This window comes from Neisseria sp. CCUG12390 (assembly GCF_047837985.1).
Taxonomy (GTDB): Bacteria; Pseudomonadota; Gammaproteobacteria; order Burkholderiales; family Neisseriaceae; genus Neisseria.
Genome location: NZ_CP181244.1, coordinates 1,155,081 through 1,170,904, shown reverse-complemented (window position 1 = coordinate 1,170,904; position 15,824 = coordinate 1,155,081). Strand labels below are relative to the sequence as shown.

At 54.2% G+C, this 15,824-nt stretch carries 13 protein-coding genes; 7 read left to right on the top strand and 6 right to left on the bottom strand.

The window, feature by feature from the left end; genetic code table 11:
* Positions 1 to 210 precede the first annotated feature (210 nt).
* The 3 genes from ACM67E_RS05490 to ACM67E_RS05480 all read right to left on the bottom strand — a co-directional run bounded on the left by ACM67E_RS05490 (position 211) and on the right by ACM67E_RS05480 (position 1,581).
* Entirely contained in the window at positions 211 to 816 is a 606-nt protein-coding gene (locus ACM67E_RS05490; protein ID WP_416192603.1) for a hypothetical protein, read from the bottom strand.
* Between the two features lie 29 nt (positions 817 to 845).
* A complete protein-coding gene (locus tag ACM67E_RS05485) occupies positions 846 to 1,274 on the bottom strand; it encodes a DUF4124 domain-containing protein (RefSeq protein ID WP_416192739.1) in 429 nt (142 codons plus the stop codon).
* 103 nt (positions 1,275 to 1,377) lie between these two features.
* A complete protein-coding gene (locus tag ACM67E_RS05480) occupies positions 1,378 to 1,581 on the bottom strand; it encodes a hypothetical protein (RefSeq protein WP_416192602.1) in 204 nt (67 codons plus the stop codon).
* A 101-nt stretch (positions 1,582 to 1,682) separates the two neighbouring features.
* On the opposite strand from ACM67E_RS05480, the gene ACM67E_RS05475 reads away from it, so the two are divergent.
* A complete protein-coding gene (locus tag ACM67E_RS05475) occupies positions 1,683 to 3,311 on the top strand; it encodes an ABC-F family ATPase (protein WP_416192601.1) in 1,629 nt (542 codons plus the stop codon).
* Between the two features lie 129 nt (positions 3,312 to 3,440).
* The gene (locus tag ACM67E_RS05470) at positions 3,441 to 3,668 is read left to right on the top strand and encodes a hypothetical protein (RefSeq protein ID WP_416192600.1); all 228 of its coding nucleotides are present in this window, start codon (positions 3,441 to 3,443) and stop codon (positions 3,666 to 3,668) included.
* 211 nt (positions 3,669 to 3,879) lie between these two features.
* Here the strand turns inward: ACM67E_RS05470 and ACM67E_RS05465 are convergent, their stop codons facing one another.
* Both ACM67E_RS05465 and ACM67E_RS05460 read right to left on the bottom strand, forming a co-directional pair.
* Positions 3,880 to 4,554 (bottom strand): carbonic anhydrase, encoded by a 675-nt coding sequence (locus tag ACM67E_RS05465; RefSeq protein WP_416192599.1) that lies wholly within the window; start codon positions 4,552 to 4,554, stop codon positions 3,880 to 3,882.
* A gap of 301 nt (positions 4,555 to 4,855) precedes the next feature.
* Complete coding sequence (locus tag ACM67E_RS05460) at positions 4,856 to 5,944, bottom strand: metallophosphoesterase (RefSeq protein ID WP_416192598.1); 1,089 nt, start codon at positions 5,942 to 5,944, stop codon at positions 4,856 to 4,858.
* A gap of 145 nt (positions 5,945 to 6,089) precedes the next feature.
* Here ACM67E_RS05460 and ACM67E_RS05455 point away from each other — a divergent pair, with 145 nt between their 5' ends.
* The 5 genes from ACM67E_RS05455 to ACM67E_RS05435 all read left to right on the top strand — a co-directional run bounded on the left by ACM67E_RS05455 (position 6,090) and on the right by ACM67E_RS05435 (position 13,510).
* Positions 6,090 to 6,992 (top strand): Dyp-type peroxidase, encoded by a 903-nt coding sequence (locus ACM67E_RS05455; RefSeq protein WP_416192597.1) that lies wholly within the window; start codon positions 6,090 to 6,092, stop codon positions 6,990 to 6,992.
* Between the two features lie 96 nt (positions 6,993 to 7,088).
* Entirely contained in the window at positions 7,089 to 10,727 is a 3,639-nt protein-coding gene (recB, locus tag ACM67E_RS05450) for an exodeoxyribonuclease V subunit beta (protein ID WP_416192596.1), read from the top strand.
* An 86-nt stretch (positions 10,728 to 10,813) separates the two neighbouring features.
* Entirely contained in the window at positions 10,814 to 10,987 is a 174-nt protein-coding gene (locus ACM67E_RS05445; protein ID WP_416192595.1) for a hypothetical protein, read from the top strand.
* A gap of 118 nt (positions 10,988 to 11,105) precedes the next feature.
* Positions 11,106 to 12,494, top strand: coding sequence for a class II fumarate hydratase (gene fumC, locus ACM67E_RS05440; RefSeq protein WP_416192594.1), 1,389 nt, complete (start codon positions 11,106 to 11,108; stop codon positions 12,492 to 12,494).
* A 209-nt stretch (positions 12,495 to 12,703) separates the two neighbouring features.
* Positions 12,704 to 13,510, top strand: coding sequence for an integrase core domain-containing protein (locus ACM67E_RS05435; protein WP_416192273.1), 807 nt, complete (start codon positions 12,704 to 12,706; stop codon positions 13,508 to 13,510).
* A 31-nt stretch (positions 13,511 to 13,541) separates the two neighbouring features.
* Here the strand turns inward: ACM67E_RS05435 and clpA are convergent, their stop codons facing one another.
* Positions 13,542 to 15,824 (bottom strand): ATP-dependent Clp protease ATP-binding subunit ClpA, encoded by a 2,283-nt coding sequence (gene clpA / locus ACM67E_RS05430; RefSeq protein WP_416192593.1) that lies wholly within the window; start codon positions 15,822 to 15,824, stop codon positions 13,542 to 13,544.

The following is a 15,824-nucleotide window of genomic DNA, read 5'->3' as shown; positions in this document are numbered from 1 at the left end:
TGAAAAATTTTTCAGACGGCCTTTGCAACAAGCGAAGTTAATTATTAAAGCAGGCTCCTTGCCGTTTAAAAACATTCACTTTGATTAAACAGGATTTTCTCTGCCGATGTTCAGGCAGAAATGTTTCTTCATCTATTTTATCCTTTCAAATCATCAAAAGGCCGTCTGAAACAGAATTCTTTGCTTTTCAGACGGCCTTCTACCTGCGCTTTATTTTCCCAGCCAAACCCTTGTTCGGTATTTCTCATATTCCAATTTACTGTGTAACAATCCGTCAGGGATTCTGTCGGCAAGCTGCCGCTCCAATTCCGTCAACATTTCCAGATACAGGTCTGTCTGCATATAGTGCCACCAACGTTTGTCGGGGTGTTGCAGATAATCCAACTTCAGTACCCTATGCCGATAATTTGCCATATCTTCCTCTGCACCGTCAGGCAGATAATACAGGTGCAGCCTACCCTTATATATCTGTCCCCTGTTGCTGCGCCATGTCATTTCCACCATTCTGATTTGGCGATAAGCGATTTTTCCGCTCTCCGGATAAATCCGATAGACCAAATCTTCAGGCTCCAAACGGATAAACTGCTGCGGCCATCTCAGGCTTCCATAAGCAAACCTTGCCGAACGACAGGTTGCCCAACACAAAGCCAGCAAAGCCGCAAGCCACACCCCGATTTCAAAGCCCTCGGCAGGTTCTGCCGCAACGATTAAATATCGCCAACCGACAAAACCCGTCCAAGCGGTAATCCCTGCCCCCAAAACAGGCGCAGCCAAACCGAACCTCTTCATCGGAAACGTTACAACCGTTTGAGACATATCCATTTTTCAGACGGCCTTGTATGCAGTTACCGCAACTCCTGTTCCACACCGCCGCCCTGCGCCGCATTCACTTTTTCCTGCGCCGCTTTGACTTTGTTTTCCAATCCCTGCACACGTTCCAAATATTTGGCGTAATTGCGCTCGTTGCCCAAGCGCACGTTTTTGCCCTCTTCCAAAGCCTGCTGCGCCTGCTGCAATTCGCGTTCGGCAGCAGCCGCATCGACGGCGGGCAGGTTTGATTCCCGAATCGGGGCAGCAGCAGGCGTTTCATTGCGGTAAACGGGAACGGCGGAAGTGTACACCGACGGGCGGCCGATATTGCTGGCTTTGCAGTTTTTGCCCCCGTCTTGGCTATAAATCTTTCGGCCGCTGCGGTCGGTGCATTCGTAAACGGTTGCCGCTTGGGCAGCTGTGTGGGCGAGTAATGCGGAAAGGAGTAAGGTAATGGTTTTCATCATATGCTTTCTGTTTGACAGTTTTAAAATAAACGGTTTACCGGATTGAGGCCGTCTGAAACCGAATTCGCCAATCCAATGCCGATACGGTGTCAGGAAAAGGTTAAAACCACTTCCACCAAATAAACACCAGCGCGGCAATCATAATCAGATTGGCGATGACAATCGGTGTCCAGCGTTGCGGCCGCTGCCGCACTTCCGTCGTGTTGCGCGTGCGGCGGATGTAGAAAAACGGGCTGAGCAGCATGGAAGCGGCGCAAATCAAAATGATGACTGCGTAATAGATTTTTTCGGTTTCCAAACGCATTTCCTTTTTCAGACGGCCTGACATTTTCAGACGGCCTGTACAAAATATGCTACAATTCCGCCCGATTATAACACTCTATTTTTATAAAGGTTTTACAAAGAATGATTTCTACCAACGGCATTACCATGCAGTTCGGCGCGAAGCCGCTATTTGAAAACGTGTCCGTCAAATTCGGCGAGGGCAACCGCTACGGCCTGATCGGTGCCAACGGTTCGGGCAAATCGACGTTTATGAAAATTTTGGGCGGCGATTTGGAGCAGACCGCCGGCGAAGTGGCGATTGAAAACGGCGTGCGCTTGGGCAAGCTGCGCCAAGACCAGTTTGCCTACGAAGACATGCGCGTGTTGGACGTGGTGTTGATGGGGCACACCGAAATGTGGGCGGCGATGACCGAACGCGACGCGATTTACGCCAACATGGAAGCCACAGAAGACGACTATATGCGCGCGGCCGATTTGGAAGCCAAGTTCGCCGAATACGACGGCTACACCGCCGAAGCGCGTGCGGCCGAACTGTTGAGCGGCGTGGGCATCTCGGAAGATTTGCACAACGCGCAAATGAGCGAAGTCGCCCCCGGCTTCAAACTGCGCGTGCTGCTGGCGCAGGCGCTGTTCTCCAAACCCGACGTGCTGCTGCTCGACGAGCCGACCAACAACTTGGACATCAACACCATCCGCTGGCTGGAAGGCGTGTTGAACGAATACGACAGCACCATGATCATCATCAGCCACGACCGCCACTTCCTGAACGAAGTCTGCACCCACATGGCCGACTTAGACTACAACACCATCACGATTTACCCGGGCAACTACGACGACTACATGCTTGCGTCCGCCCAATCCCGCGAGCGTGCGCTGAAAGACAACGCCAAAGCCAAGGAAAAACTGCAAGAGCTGCAAGAATTCGTGGCGCGTTTCTCGGCCAACAAATCCAAAGCCCGCCAAGCGACAAGCCGTCTGAAACAGGCCGACAAGATTAAATCGGAAATGGTGGAAGTCAAACCTTCGACCCGCCAAAACCCGTATATCCGCTTCGAAGCTGACGAAAAAGCCAAGCTGCACCGTCAGGCCGTGGAAGTGGAAAAACTGGCCAAACGCTTTGAAACCCAGTTGTTCAAAAACCTGAACTTCATCTTGGAAGCCGGCCAACGCCTGGCGATTATCGGCCCAAACGGTGCGGGTAAATCCACCCTGCTGAAACTGTTGGCCGGCGCGTACAACGCCGAATATTCAGACGGCCTCACGCCCGACGAAGGCACGATCAAATGGGCGGAAAAGGCCAGCGTCGGCTACTATCCGCAAGACCATGAAAACGATTTCGACGTGGACATGGACTTGAGCGAATGGATGCGCCAATGGGGTCAGGAAGGCGACGATGAACAGGTTATCCGCGGCACGCTTGGCCGCCTGCTGTTCGGCAGCAACGATGTCGTGAAGAAAGTGAAAGTTTTGTCCGGCGGCGAAAAAGGCCGTATGCTTTACGGCAAACTGCTGCTGTTGAAACCGAATGTCTTGGTGATGGACGAACCCACCAACCACATGGACATGGAAAGCATCGAATCGCTCAACATGGCCTTGGAAAAATACAACGGCACGCTGATTTTCGTCTCGCACGACCGCCAGTTTGTTTCATCGCTCGCCACCCAAATCATCGAGTTGGACGGCAAAGGCGGCTACGAACATTACTTGGGCGACTACGAAAGCTATTTGGAGAAAAAAGGCTTGGCGTAATGCCTTAGGAAACAGGCAGGCCGTCTGAAAAGTGGTTTCAGACGGCCTTGAATTATAAAGCGCAGCAAAATCGAATTTCTCCAAACATTTTCGCCCGCCTGCCGGACAAAAGACGGCGTGTACCCGAAAATGCGTTTGACACAAACCGCCAAACAATGGGGCCGTCTGAAAAACATCACCATGAGCGAAATCGAAATGCGCCAATTCGCTGAGTTCGCCAAGCAGCCGAAGTGGCTAAGCCTGCGGGTGGAAGGCGGCGATTTCAGCAATCCTGATGCCGATGTGTTCCAGTTGCCTATGGAAACAAAAAAATACGCGCGTGATGCGGAAGTTTTGAGCATCGGCATCGGAAAATAGTCTTTTGGCAAACCTGATGTATCTGTTTGTAAGACAATCTGCAAAACGCGACAGGCAATGCAGAAGATTAACAAAAAAACAATTACTTAGCCAATAGATTGAAAAACTGTTTAAGAAGAAATGTTGAGACAAAAGCGGCATAATATTTCTACGTACAAACAAAAGGCCGTCTGAAAATTTTTCAGACGGCCTTACTGCAAGTAATACACCATCAATCGGCGGATTCCGGCTGCGGCACGCTCCAGTCGCTGTCGGTCAAATCATAAATTTTCTGAATCTCTTTCAGAATATTGTCGAAATCGATGTTCAAATCCTTCAGACGGCCTGTGCGGATGTCGAACACCCAGCCGTGCACCACCGGAAATTTCTCCTGCAAGTAACGCTTCTGCACACCGGCAATTTTGATGACGTTGATGCATTGTTCCTGCACGTTCAATTCGACCAGGCGGTCATAACGCGCCTGCTCGTTTTCAATCGCGTCCAATTCCTCGCGGTGCAGGCGGTACACGTCTCGGATGCAGCGCAGCCAAGGGTTGAGCATACCGAAATCCTTGGCCTGCATCGCCGATTTGACACCGCCGCATTCGTAATGGCCGCAGACGACGATGTGTTTGACGTTCAAGTGATAAACCGCATAATTGATGACCGAGGCCACGTTGATGTCGATCGCATTCACCATATTGGCGATATTGCGGTGCACGAACACATCGCCCGGCTGCATGCCCATCATGTCTTCCGCCGTCACGCGGCTGTCGGAACAGCCGATGTAGAGGTATTCAGGCGTTTGATTGAGGGAAAGTTTGTCGAAAAAATGCGGGTCGTTGCGCAATTGCTGCTCGGCCCATTGGCGGTTGTGTTCGAAAATATCTTGTTTGGTTTTGGGCATTCTATTTATCCTGAAACAGACTCATCCGGCAGTCTAGGCGGATTTGTGCGCTTAGACAAGCCGAAACATATGAAAAGGCCGTCTGAAAGCGTCACTACCGACTAAAGTAGCGGCGGGTACACTTCTTTTTAATGCAAAAACAAGCAGATTAGAGAAAGTCTAAAATCTCCAAATACAGGGAATACCGCTTTTCTCCAAGCAAGACGGCGGATGCGGATTCGGGCGGACAACTGAATCGGAAGACAAAAAAAGGCCGTCTGAAAAGACCTGCGTCGATTTTCAGACGGCCTGTCGATTCAAATCACGGACGGCCTTTCACGTCGATGACCCATACTTCCGCCTGAGAACCCAGGCGCATGGGAATACCCCAAAAGCCGTAACCGGACGTCACGAAATAATGGCCGTTGCCGATGGCCTGATAGCCGTACGATACGCGATTGATGGCTTTCACGATTAAATTGGCCGGGGTGACCTGCCCGTTGTGCACATGGCCGGAAACTTGGACATCCACCGGCAATGCGGCATGAAGGTCGATTTCAGACGGCCTGTGATCCAGCAGCAACACCGGCAGAGCAGTATTTTGCCCCTGCAATAATTGTTCGGTCGAAGGACGGGATTTGTCCATATCGTCATTGCGCCCGACAATCAGCAAACCGTGTTCTTCGACGGCCTCATTCTCCAACACGCGGATACCGGCGTTTTCCAGCTCCGCACGGATTTCATGTTGATGGCCGAACAAATCGTGATTGCCCAGCGTCGCATATACGCCCAGCGGCGCTTTCAGTTGCGCCAGATGCGGCTGCATGTTTTCGGCGGTATAGACTTGGGTATCGTCGTCCATCAAATCGCCGGGCAGCAGAATCAAATCGACTTTCTCCTGCTGCATGATGGCCGCGAGCTTGTCCAATTGTTTTGACCCGACCAGCAGACCCAGATGCATATCACTGGCCAAACCGATGCGCAAAGGCCGGTCTAATTTCTTATTGATGGTAATGCTTTGGTGGCGCACCACCGGCGTGTAGGCGTTGTAAACCGACAATGCCGTCAGGAACACGAGAAACAGCGGCGCAAACAGGCGCAGGCTGCGCGACAGCGGCGGCTGCGCCATAAATTTGCGCAGCAGAAGGTACAGCACAAACGTTGCCAACGCCGAATACATCACGAACAGCAGCAACACCATCCAAAACGCGGTAATGCGGAAAATGGCATGGTCAACCTGAAGCAGCAGCCCGACAATCAAACTGTTGGTAATAAAATAGGCCAGCCCCATCAGCCAACGCCGGCCGCGCTTGCCGATGAACGGTGCGAAAAGCCATTGCAGCGAACGCCCCAAGCCGAAGGTGAAGAGCTGCATCACGACCAAAACGATAATAAAAAATCCGATACGCATGAACAAATCCGTCAAAAATCACGGCGCATATTCTAGCATGGCGGCGTGTCAACAAAGGCCGTCTGAAAGCAAGCAACTGTAAACCGCCTATCCGATTTGCGTTATAATCATGCCCGATTAAAAACCACTTTCCGGAAGCCGAAACATGAATCCGCAAACCGCCATTATTCCCGACCACGCCAAAGCAGGCGTGTTTATCGAAGCCGACATCCGCATCGGCCAAACCGAAGCCGTCAAAGCCGCCTGCCGAGACAGCGTTGCTCGTCTTCAGGCTTTGCAGGCCAAGTTTCCGCAGGCCGCGTTGGGGCTGACCGTCGCGTTCGGCAGCGAAGCCTGGCACATTTTCGGCCATGCCGGCGAAGGCCGCGAAATCAAGCCGTTTACGCCTTTGGGCAACGGCCTGGCACCGGCCACCCAGCAAGACGTGCTGATTCACATCCAAGCCCTGCAGCAAGACGCCGCCTTAGCTTTGGCGCAGGCGGTTTTGGCCGCATTCGGCGACAGCCTGACCGTCGTCACCGAAGAACACGGCTACCGCCTGTATCAGGAACGCGGCTTGGACGGCTTTGTGGACGGCACGGAAAACCCGCAAGACCAAGCCGTCCGCGAAGTTGCGGTTATCCCCGAAGGGCAGCCCGACGCAGGCGGCAGCTATGTCCTGTTGCAAAAATACCGCCACGATTTGAAACGCTGGGGCAAGGTCGATGTGCCGCACCAGGAAAGCTGCATCGGCCGCACCAAAGAAACCGACGAAGAGCTGGACAAAAGCGTGCGTCTGCCCGATTCGCATCTGGGCCGCGTGGATTTGAAAGAAAACGGCGTCGGCCTGAAAATCGTGCGCCGCAGCCTGCCCTACGGCAAAATCACCGGCGAACACGGCCTGATGTTCATCGCCTACTGCCACACGCTGCACAACATCGAAGCGCAATTATTGAGCATGTTCGGCGAAACCGACGGCAAAACCGACCTGCTGCTGAAGCATATTTCGACCGCTGTTTCCGGCGCGTATTACTATGCGCCGCCGGTTGAACGTCTGGCCGCTTTGTAATCCCGATATTTTGCGTCAAGGCCGTCTGAAAAGCCCATGCGGTTTCAGACGGCCTCTGCTATGATAACCCTACCGTTTTCCCGATTTTCCGCAACCATGTCCCACACCGTCCAAACCTTCGACCCGCTGTCGCTTCCGATTCGAGACACCAATCTGATTGAAGCCTCCGCCGGCACCGGCAAAACCTACGGCATCGCCGCCCTGTTTACCCGACTGATTGTGCTGGAAAAAATGCCGGTGGACAAAGTATTGGTCGTGACCTTTACCAAAGCCGCCACCGCCGAACTCAAAACCCGTTTGCGCGCGCGTTTGGACGAAGTGTTGCAAGCCTTGGAAAGCGTGGAAAATGCGGCGGAACATTCAGACGGCCTCCATGAATATTGCGAGCGCGAACACCCGGGCGATGAATTTCTCAAAGGCCTGTTGGCACAGGCTTTGGCGCAGGAAAGCCAAGCGCGGCTGATTGTGCGCCTGAAAGCCGCCATCGGCAGTTTCGACAATGCGGCGATCTACACCATCCACGGCTTCTGCCAACGCGTGCTGCGCGATTTCGCCTTTTTGTGCCAAACCCAATTCGATGTCGAACTGGCCGACGACAGCCGCGAACGTCTGCTTGTTCCCGCGCAGGATTTCTGGCGCGAACGGATCAGCAACGATCCGATGGCCGCCGAACTGGTGTTCCGCCACCGCGAAACGCCCCAAACCATGCTCGCCGAAATCCGCCCTTTCGTCAGCCGCCCCTATCTGGTTTTCAGACGGCCTGACAACGGTTTGGCCGCCGCCCGAACGGATTTGCAGCAGACATGGGAAAACATTCAAGGCCGTCTGAAAAATATCGAAGAGACGTTTTGGCAGGCATTTGACGGCGGCATTTTGAGCGGTACGTTTTTCAAAAAGCCTTCCTATCAAAACCTGTTTGCCGCACTCGGCCACGCCGCCGAAACCGGCCGTCTGCCCCCGTCCGACGCCGATTCGCTCAAACGGCTGAAAAACCTGCGTGCCGACGTGCTGCCGAAAAAACTGAAAAAAAACCAATCCCTTAGCAGCCAGACCGAAGCCGAACTGCACGGATTGGGTTTGCTCGGCGAAAAACTGCAGGCCGCAGCCGCCGAAGAAGAAAACGCCCTCACCCTGCTCAAACTCGACCTGCTCGACCACATCAACCGCGCCCTGGCCGAACAGAAAAAATCGCGCCGCGAACGCACGTTTGACGATTTGCTGCTGGATGTCCACACCGCTTTGCAGCCCGGCAATCCGCACGCCGAAGCCCTGGCCGAAGCCGTTGCCGGAACTTGGCAGGTGGCCTTGATTGACGAATTCCAAGACACCGACCCGCTGCAATATCAGATTTTCAGCCGGATTTTTATCCGGCAAAACAAGCCGTTGTTTTTGGTCGGCGATCCCAAGCAGGCGATTTACAGCTTTCGCGGCGCAGATATTTACGCCTATCTGCAAGCGGCGGAGGATGCGCAGCACCATTACACGCTCTCGACCAATTTCCGCAGCCATGCCAAGCTGATTAACGGCATAAGCGCATTGTTCCGCCAGAAAAACCGGCCGTTCGTACTGGAAAACATCGGTTACGGCGAAGTGGCCGCCGCGCGCGCGGAAAGCCGCCTGTCGCCGCCGCGCCCTGCCGTTCAAGTCCGCTGGCTGCACGGCGCGGAAACCGATCCGCTCAACAAAGATGCCTTGCGCAAACGCGCCGCTGAATATTGCGCCGACGAAATCGCCTCCGCGCTCAACGAAGCCGCCGAAGGCCATCTGAATTTCAAAGGCCGGCCTCTGGAATCGGGCGACATCGCCGTGTTGGTGCGCACCCACAACGAGGGCAGCATGATTGCGCAGGCTTTGAAATCGCGCCGTATCCAAAGCGTGCTACTGCACCGCGAATCCGTGTTCGCCTCGCCCGAAGCGCAGGGCTTGGCCGCGCTGCTGGAATTCTGGCTGAACCCGCGCCACACGGAATCGCTGCGCTTTGCCTTGAGCGGCGTGCTGTTCGGCTACGATGCGGAGCGGCTTTACGCGCTCAATCAAAACGAGGCGCAGCTGTTGGCTTGGATGGATTCCGCCGAGAACGCCGCCCGACGATGGCAGCAGCAGGGCATTTATGCCGCGCTGCAAACCTTCTCCGCCGAACACGGCATCGAAACGCGGCTGCTTTCAGACGGCAACGGCCGCAGCCTGACCAATTACCACCAATTGCTCGAGCGTTTGTCCGAAGAAAACGAACAGAGCCACAGCCCCGCTTCGCTGCACCAATGGCTGCTGGTGCAAATCAGTCTGGCGGAAAACGGCAGCGTCGGCGACAGCAATGTGCTGCGTTTGGAAAGCGACGAGGCCTTGGTCAAAATCGTCACCATGCACGCGGCCAAAGGGCTGCAGTATCCGCTGGTTTACTGCCCCTTCGTGTGGGACGCGCAGGACAACAAAGCCTCCTGCTGGCAGATTCTCCACCGCGGCGGCGGTCAGAGCGAATTGCTGGCGAAACACCAGCTTGACGAAGCCGACCAAATCCAGTTGGCCGACGAAGAAACCGCCGAACGCCTGCGCCTGCTTTACGTCGCCCAGACCCGAGCCGAAGAGCAGCTCAATATTTACGCCGCCCATTGCCAAGATACCGCCAACAACACGTTTGCCTACCTGCTCGAAGGCCGCACCGACGACACGCGCGAATCCGTCACAGCCGCTTACGAAGCCGAACGGCGCAACGGCAAGGCCGCAGCGGAAATGGCCATGCTGAAACGCAATTGGCAAAACTTCATCGAGAGGCAGTCTGAAAACAAAGATACGGACTTTGCATTCACGGAAGATACACCTCTGCCCGCTTCCTATCATTCGGGCAGCCGAACCCATACGCAATATCAGGCTGCCGACATTCCGCCGCGCAGATTCGAATACATCCGCCACACCAGTTTCACCGGCTTGAGCCGCCACGTCAAAGCGCACGACAGCGAACGCGAAGAGCTGCAACCGGGTTTGGACGCAGCGGAGGGCAGCATCAGGCCGTCTGAAAACACGGCAGGAGATGACTCCGATGATTTGAGCATCCACCGTTTTCCGCGCGGCACGCAGGCCGGCTTGTGCCTGCACGAAATGCTGGAAAACCTCGATTTTCAAGTCCCCGCCGCCGAACAAAGCGGACAGGTTTCGGAAACCCTGACCCGATACGGTTTTGAAGAAAAATGGCTGCCCGCGGTCATTACACTGCTCGACTGCTGCCGCGAAACGCCGATTTCGGGAAAAGACACCTTGTCGGATATTCCGCCTGACAACCGTTTGCCCGAAATGGGTTTTACCCTGTATATGGAAGATTTCAACCTTGCCGCGTTGCGCGCATGGTTTGCCCAACCGCATTTGGGCTTGCCCGCCGAATGTGTCGAAGCGGCGCAAAGGCTGGATTTTCAGGATGTACAGGGCTATCTGAACGGCTTCATCGACATGACCTGCATCGCTTCAGACGGCCAAGTCTGCGTCATCGACTACAAATCCAACGACTTGGGCGGCAGCGAAGCGGCCTACACGCAAAACGCCATGAACGAAGCGATGGCCGGACACCACTACTACCTGCAAGCCCTGATTTACGCCATCGCCGTCGGCCGCTATTTCAAACTGCGCGGCCTCGCCCTGCCGCAAATCGCCGTACGCTATCTGTTTTTACGCGGCATGAACGGCACGCAAAACGGCATTTGGTCGTGGGACATCGATGCGGAAGATTTGGCGGAGTGGGTGTGAACAAGGCCGTCTGAAAGCCGTAAGCATTTGATAGTGAATACTTTGTGCTGTAAACCGAAAATTCACTTTCTTATCAGGAGACGGCCATGAAATTCGGCGCATACCATATGGACACTGTTTTTCTCATCATGGCGGCTGCTTTTATCGCCGCAATCATTTACACCGGCAATTTCGCTTTTGTCGGCGCGGTGATTATCTGTGTGATTTTCGGCTTGAAAAAAACCGCGCCTGTCACCGAAGAAGAAAATTCAACAGAATAATCACCGAAACGATACCGAGGCCGTCTGAACATTCAGACGGCCTTTTCACAATCCGTTTAACTGACTATAATCACTTTTATGCGAATGGTTCGCATTTGAATGTTAAACAGGAGAAATCATGACTACCCGTACCGAACACGACACCATGGGCGATGTCGAAGTGCCGTCTGAAGCCTACTGGGGCGCACAAACCCAACGCAGCCGCGACAATTTCAAAATCGGCGGCGAAACCCTACCGCAGCCGCTGATTCACGCAATGGCTTTGGTAAAAAAAGCCGCAGCCGCTACCAATGTGTCGTTAGGCCGCATCAAAGCGGAGCAAGGCGATTTGATTATTCAGGCGGCGGATGACGTGTTAGACGGCAAACTTGATGCCCAATTCCCGCTGGTGGTATGGCAGACCGGCTCGGGCACGCAGTCGAACATGAACATGAACGAAGTCATTGCCAACCGCGCCAACGAAATCGCCGGCACGGGTTTGGCGGCCTACCGACCCATCCACCCCAACGACCACGTCAACCACGCGCAATCGACCAACGACAGCTTTCCGACGGCGATTCACGTTGCCGCCGCCGTCGAAATCAACCGCCTGCTGATTCCGGCGGTCAAAGCCCTGCGCGACACGCTGCATGCCAAAGCGCAAGCATTCGAATCCATCGTCAAAATCGGCCGCACCCACCTGCAGGACGCCACGCCGCTCACGCTGGGACAGGAATTCTCCGGCTACGTTTCCCAGCTCGACCACGGCTTAGGTCGTCTGAACGATGCCTTGCAAGGGCTTTACGAACTGCCTTTGGGCGGCACCGCCGTCGGCACAGGTCTGAACAGCCACCCCAAATACGCCGGAAAAGCCGCCGCCAAACTGGCCGAGTTATCGGGTTTGCCGTTTGTGACCGCCCCCAATAAATTCGAGGCACTTGCCGGACGCGATGCCGCCGTGTACGCTTCGGGCGCATTGAAAACCTTGGCCGCCAGCCTGAACAAAATCGCCAACGACATCCGCTGGCTCGCATCGGGGCCGCGCTGCGGTTTGGGCGAAATCAAAATTCCGGAAAACGAACCCGGTTCGTCCATCATGCCCGGCAAAGTCAACCCGACCCAATGCGAAGCGTTGACCATGGTGTGCTGCCAAGTGTTCGGCAACGACGTGACCATCGGCATGGCTGGCGCGTCGGGCAATTTCGAGCTGAACGTATATATGCCCGTCATTGGCTATAACCTGCTTCAATCCATCCGCCTGTTGGGTGATGCCTGCAACAGCTTCAACGAACATTGCGCCACCGGCATCGAGCCGGTGCCGGAAAAAATCGACTATTTCCTGCACCACTCGCTGATGCTGGTCACGGCCTTGAACCGCAAAATCGGTTACGAAAACGCGGCCAAAGTCGCCAAAACCGCTTACAAAAACGACCGTTCCCTGCGAGAAACCGCCATTGAATTGGGCTTGTTGAGCGGCGAAGAATTTGACGAACTGGTCGTGCCTGCCGATATGGTGCATCCGCGTTAAGCAAGGTCGAATTTGGGTTTATCAATCCAATGAAAAAAGCGAAAAGGCCGTCTGAAAATTAACTTTCAGACGGCCTTTCTTTGCTGACGGCGCGATTTAACGCATAAACACAGCTTGATAGCTTTTCAATCCCCGAAAATATCCAAAAATCTCTAATCCCGTGTAAGAAAGGCTAGCGTTGTTTACAGTATTTGAAAGACAATACTGCCATGAACATCCACAAAAATACCCGACTTACACCGCACCAACGTCAAGCCGTTTGGCGCGCCTATACGCAGGATAAAATTACCGTTACTTCACTTGCCCGGCAATACCAAGTCAGCAGAGTAACCATCTACCGTATCCTCAAAGCCGCACGGCTGCAGCTGCTCACGCCGCAAAACAGTACCAACAACCGGTTCAAACAAGCCAAATACGGGATGAAACGTTTGGCTAAGGTTGAAAAAGCCATCGAAGAAAAGCTCAAGAAACAGGCTAAACGCTACAACAAATCCTATCCCTGCGAAATGGTGCATTTCGATACCAAACGGTTGCCGCGGCTGAAAAACCAAAGCGTTGCCGACCCGTTCGAATACCTGTTTGTCGCCATCGACGACTACTCCCGCGAACTGTACGCAGCCATCTTGCCCGACCGTACGGCTGCCAGTGCCGCCAAGTTTCTGTTGAGGGATGTGATTGACTGCTGCCCGTACACCGTCGAATGCGCATACTCGGATAACGGAGTGGAATACAAAGGCAATGCATCCCACCCGTTTGGCGCTGCCTGCTGCCGCAACAACATCGTGCAGAAGTTTACCCGTATTGCGCGTCCGCAGACCAACGGCAAAGCGGAACGGGTGATTCGGACGCTGATGGAGATGTGGCACGATAAGCAGACATTTGACGATGCGCAACACCGGCGCAGGGAATTGTGCCGCTTTGTGAATTTCTACAATACGGTCAAGCCGCACGGCAGCTTGAAAGGCAGGACGCCTTTTGAGACTTTGGAGGATTATTTTTCTCAACCTGTTGTGTAAACAACTCGGTGATTTCTTACATCTCAGCTTTTCAGACGGCCTCTTGCGTCTTCTTCTCTGCCGCGCCTTTTTGGAATTTCAGCACCACTTCGCCTTTGTCGCGGTTCCAATCGATTTTGACGTAGCCGCCCTCGGCCAGTTTTCCGAACAAAAGTTCGTCTGCCAAGGCTTTGCGGATTTTCTCCTGAATCAGGCGGTGCATCGGGCGCGCGCCCATCTGCGGGTCGAACCCTTTTTCAGCCAAGTATTTGCGCAATGCCGGCGTGAATTCGGCTTCGACTTTTTTGTCGAGCAGTTGTTTTTCCAATTGCAGCAGGAATTTGTCCACCACTTTGATGATAACCGGTTCGGACAATGGCGCAAACGGGATAATTGCATCCAAACGGTTGCGGAATTCAGGCGTAAACATTTTGTTGACGGCCTGCATCTCGTCGCCGCGCTCGCGTTTGCCGGTAAATCCGAAGGTCGGACGGCTCAGGCTTTCGGCACCGGCATTGGTGGTCATAATCAGAATGACGTTGCGGAAATCCGCGCTTTTACCGTTGTTGTCGGTCAGACGGCCTGCGTCCATCACTTGCAGCAACACGTTGAAAATATCGGGATGCGCTTTTTCGATTTCGTCCAGCAGCAGCACGCAATGCGGCTGCTTGTTCACTGCTTCCGTCAGCAGACCGCCTTGGTCGAAACCGACATAGCCCGGCGGCGCACCGATTAAGCGCGACACGGCATGGCGTTCCATGTATTCCGACATATCGAAGCGTTGCAGCGGCACGCTCAGCGAGAAAGCCAATTGGCGGGCGACTTCGGTTTTGCCCACCCCTGTCGGCCCGGAAAACAGGAAGCTGCCGATCGGTTTGTCGGGCAAGCCCAAGCCGGAGCGCGACATTTTCACGGCGGCAACCAAGGCTTCGATGGCATCGTCTTGGCCGTACACCATGTTTTTCAAATCGCGGCCGAGATATTGCAGCACCTGCTTGTCGTCGTGCGACACGGTTTTTTCCGGAATACGCGCGACTTTGGCAATCACGCTTTCAATCTGCGCCTTGCCGATGACTTTTTTCTGCTTCGATTTCGGCAGAATGCGTTGCGCCGCACCCGCTTCGTCCATCACGTCAATGGCTTTGTCGGGCAGGAAACGCTCGTTGATGTAGCGCGCGGAAAGCTCCGCTGCCGCTTCCAATGCGCCTTGGGTATAGCGCACTTGGTGGAAATCTTCGAACATCGGTTTCAAGCCGCGCAGAATTTGCACGGTTTCCTCCACCGTCGGCTCGACAATGTCGATTTTTTGGAAACGGCGGCTCAAGGCATGGTCTTTGTCGAAAATGGTACGGTATTCGTCGTAAGTGGTCGCACCGATGCAGCGCAGCATGCCTTTGGCCAAGGCCGGCTTTAACAGATTGGACGCATCCATCGTGCCGCCCGAAGTGCTGCCTGCGCCGATGATGGTATGGATTTCGTCGATGAACAAAATGGCATGTTCGACTTTTTCCAACTGTTTCAACACGGCTTTGATTCGCGCTTCAAAGTCTCCGCGGTATTTGGTTCCCGCCAGCAGCGCGCCCATATCGAGCGAATAAACCACCGCGTTTTGCAGTGTTTCCGGTACGCTGCCGTTGACAATCTGATGCGCCAAACCTTCGGCCAGCGCGGTTTTGCCTACCCCCGCCTCGCCCACGAGCAAGGGATTGTTTTTGCGGCGGCGGCACAAAATCTGCACCAACCGCTCCATTTCGTGTTTGCGTCCGATAAGCGGATCGATACGCGCGGCTTTGACCTCGTCGTTCAGATTGACGCAGTATTTCGCCAAAGGATTGCCTTTTTCTCCGCCCGGTTCGCCGTCTTCCGGTTCGAGGCCGTCTGAAACGTCGTCTTTGTCCGTATTCGTACCGTGGGCAATGCTGCGCAAAATTTCAAAACGCGTCACCGATTGCAGCTTCAAAAAGTAAGCCGCATGGCTGTCGCCCTCGCTCATCAGGGCAACCAGCAAATCCAACGGCGAAACTTCGGATTTCCCCGCCGACTGCATATGCACCATCGCACGCTGAATCACACGCTGGAAACCCAATGTAGGCTGCGTTTCGGTGGTGTCCAACAGATGATCCGGAATCCGCGGCGTATTTTCGGCCACGCTGCCGGCAAGCTGTTCGGACAACAATTTCAAATCGACGCCGCATTCGGCAAGAATGTTTCTGACCGATTCGTCCTCATCAATCAGCACGGACAACAAATGCTCCAAACTGATGAATTCGTAACGTTCGCCTCGCGCTTCGGTATAAAGCACCTGTAAAATGCGTTCCAATTCCGATGAAAGCAT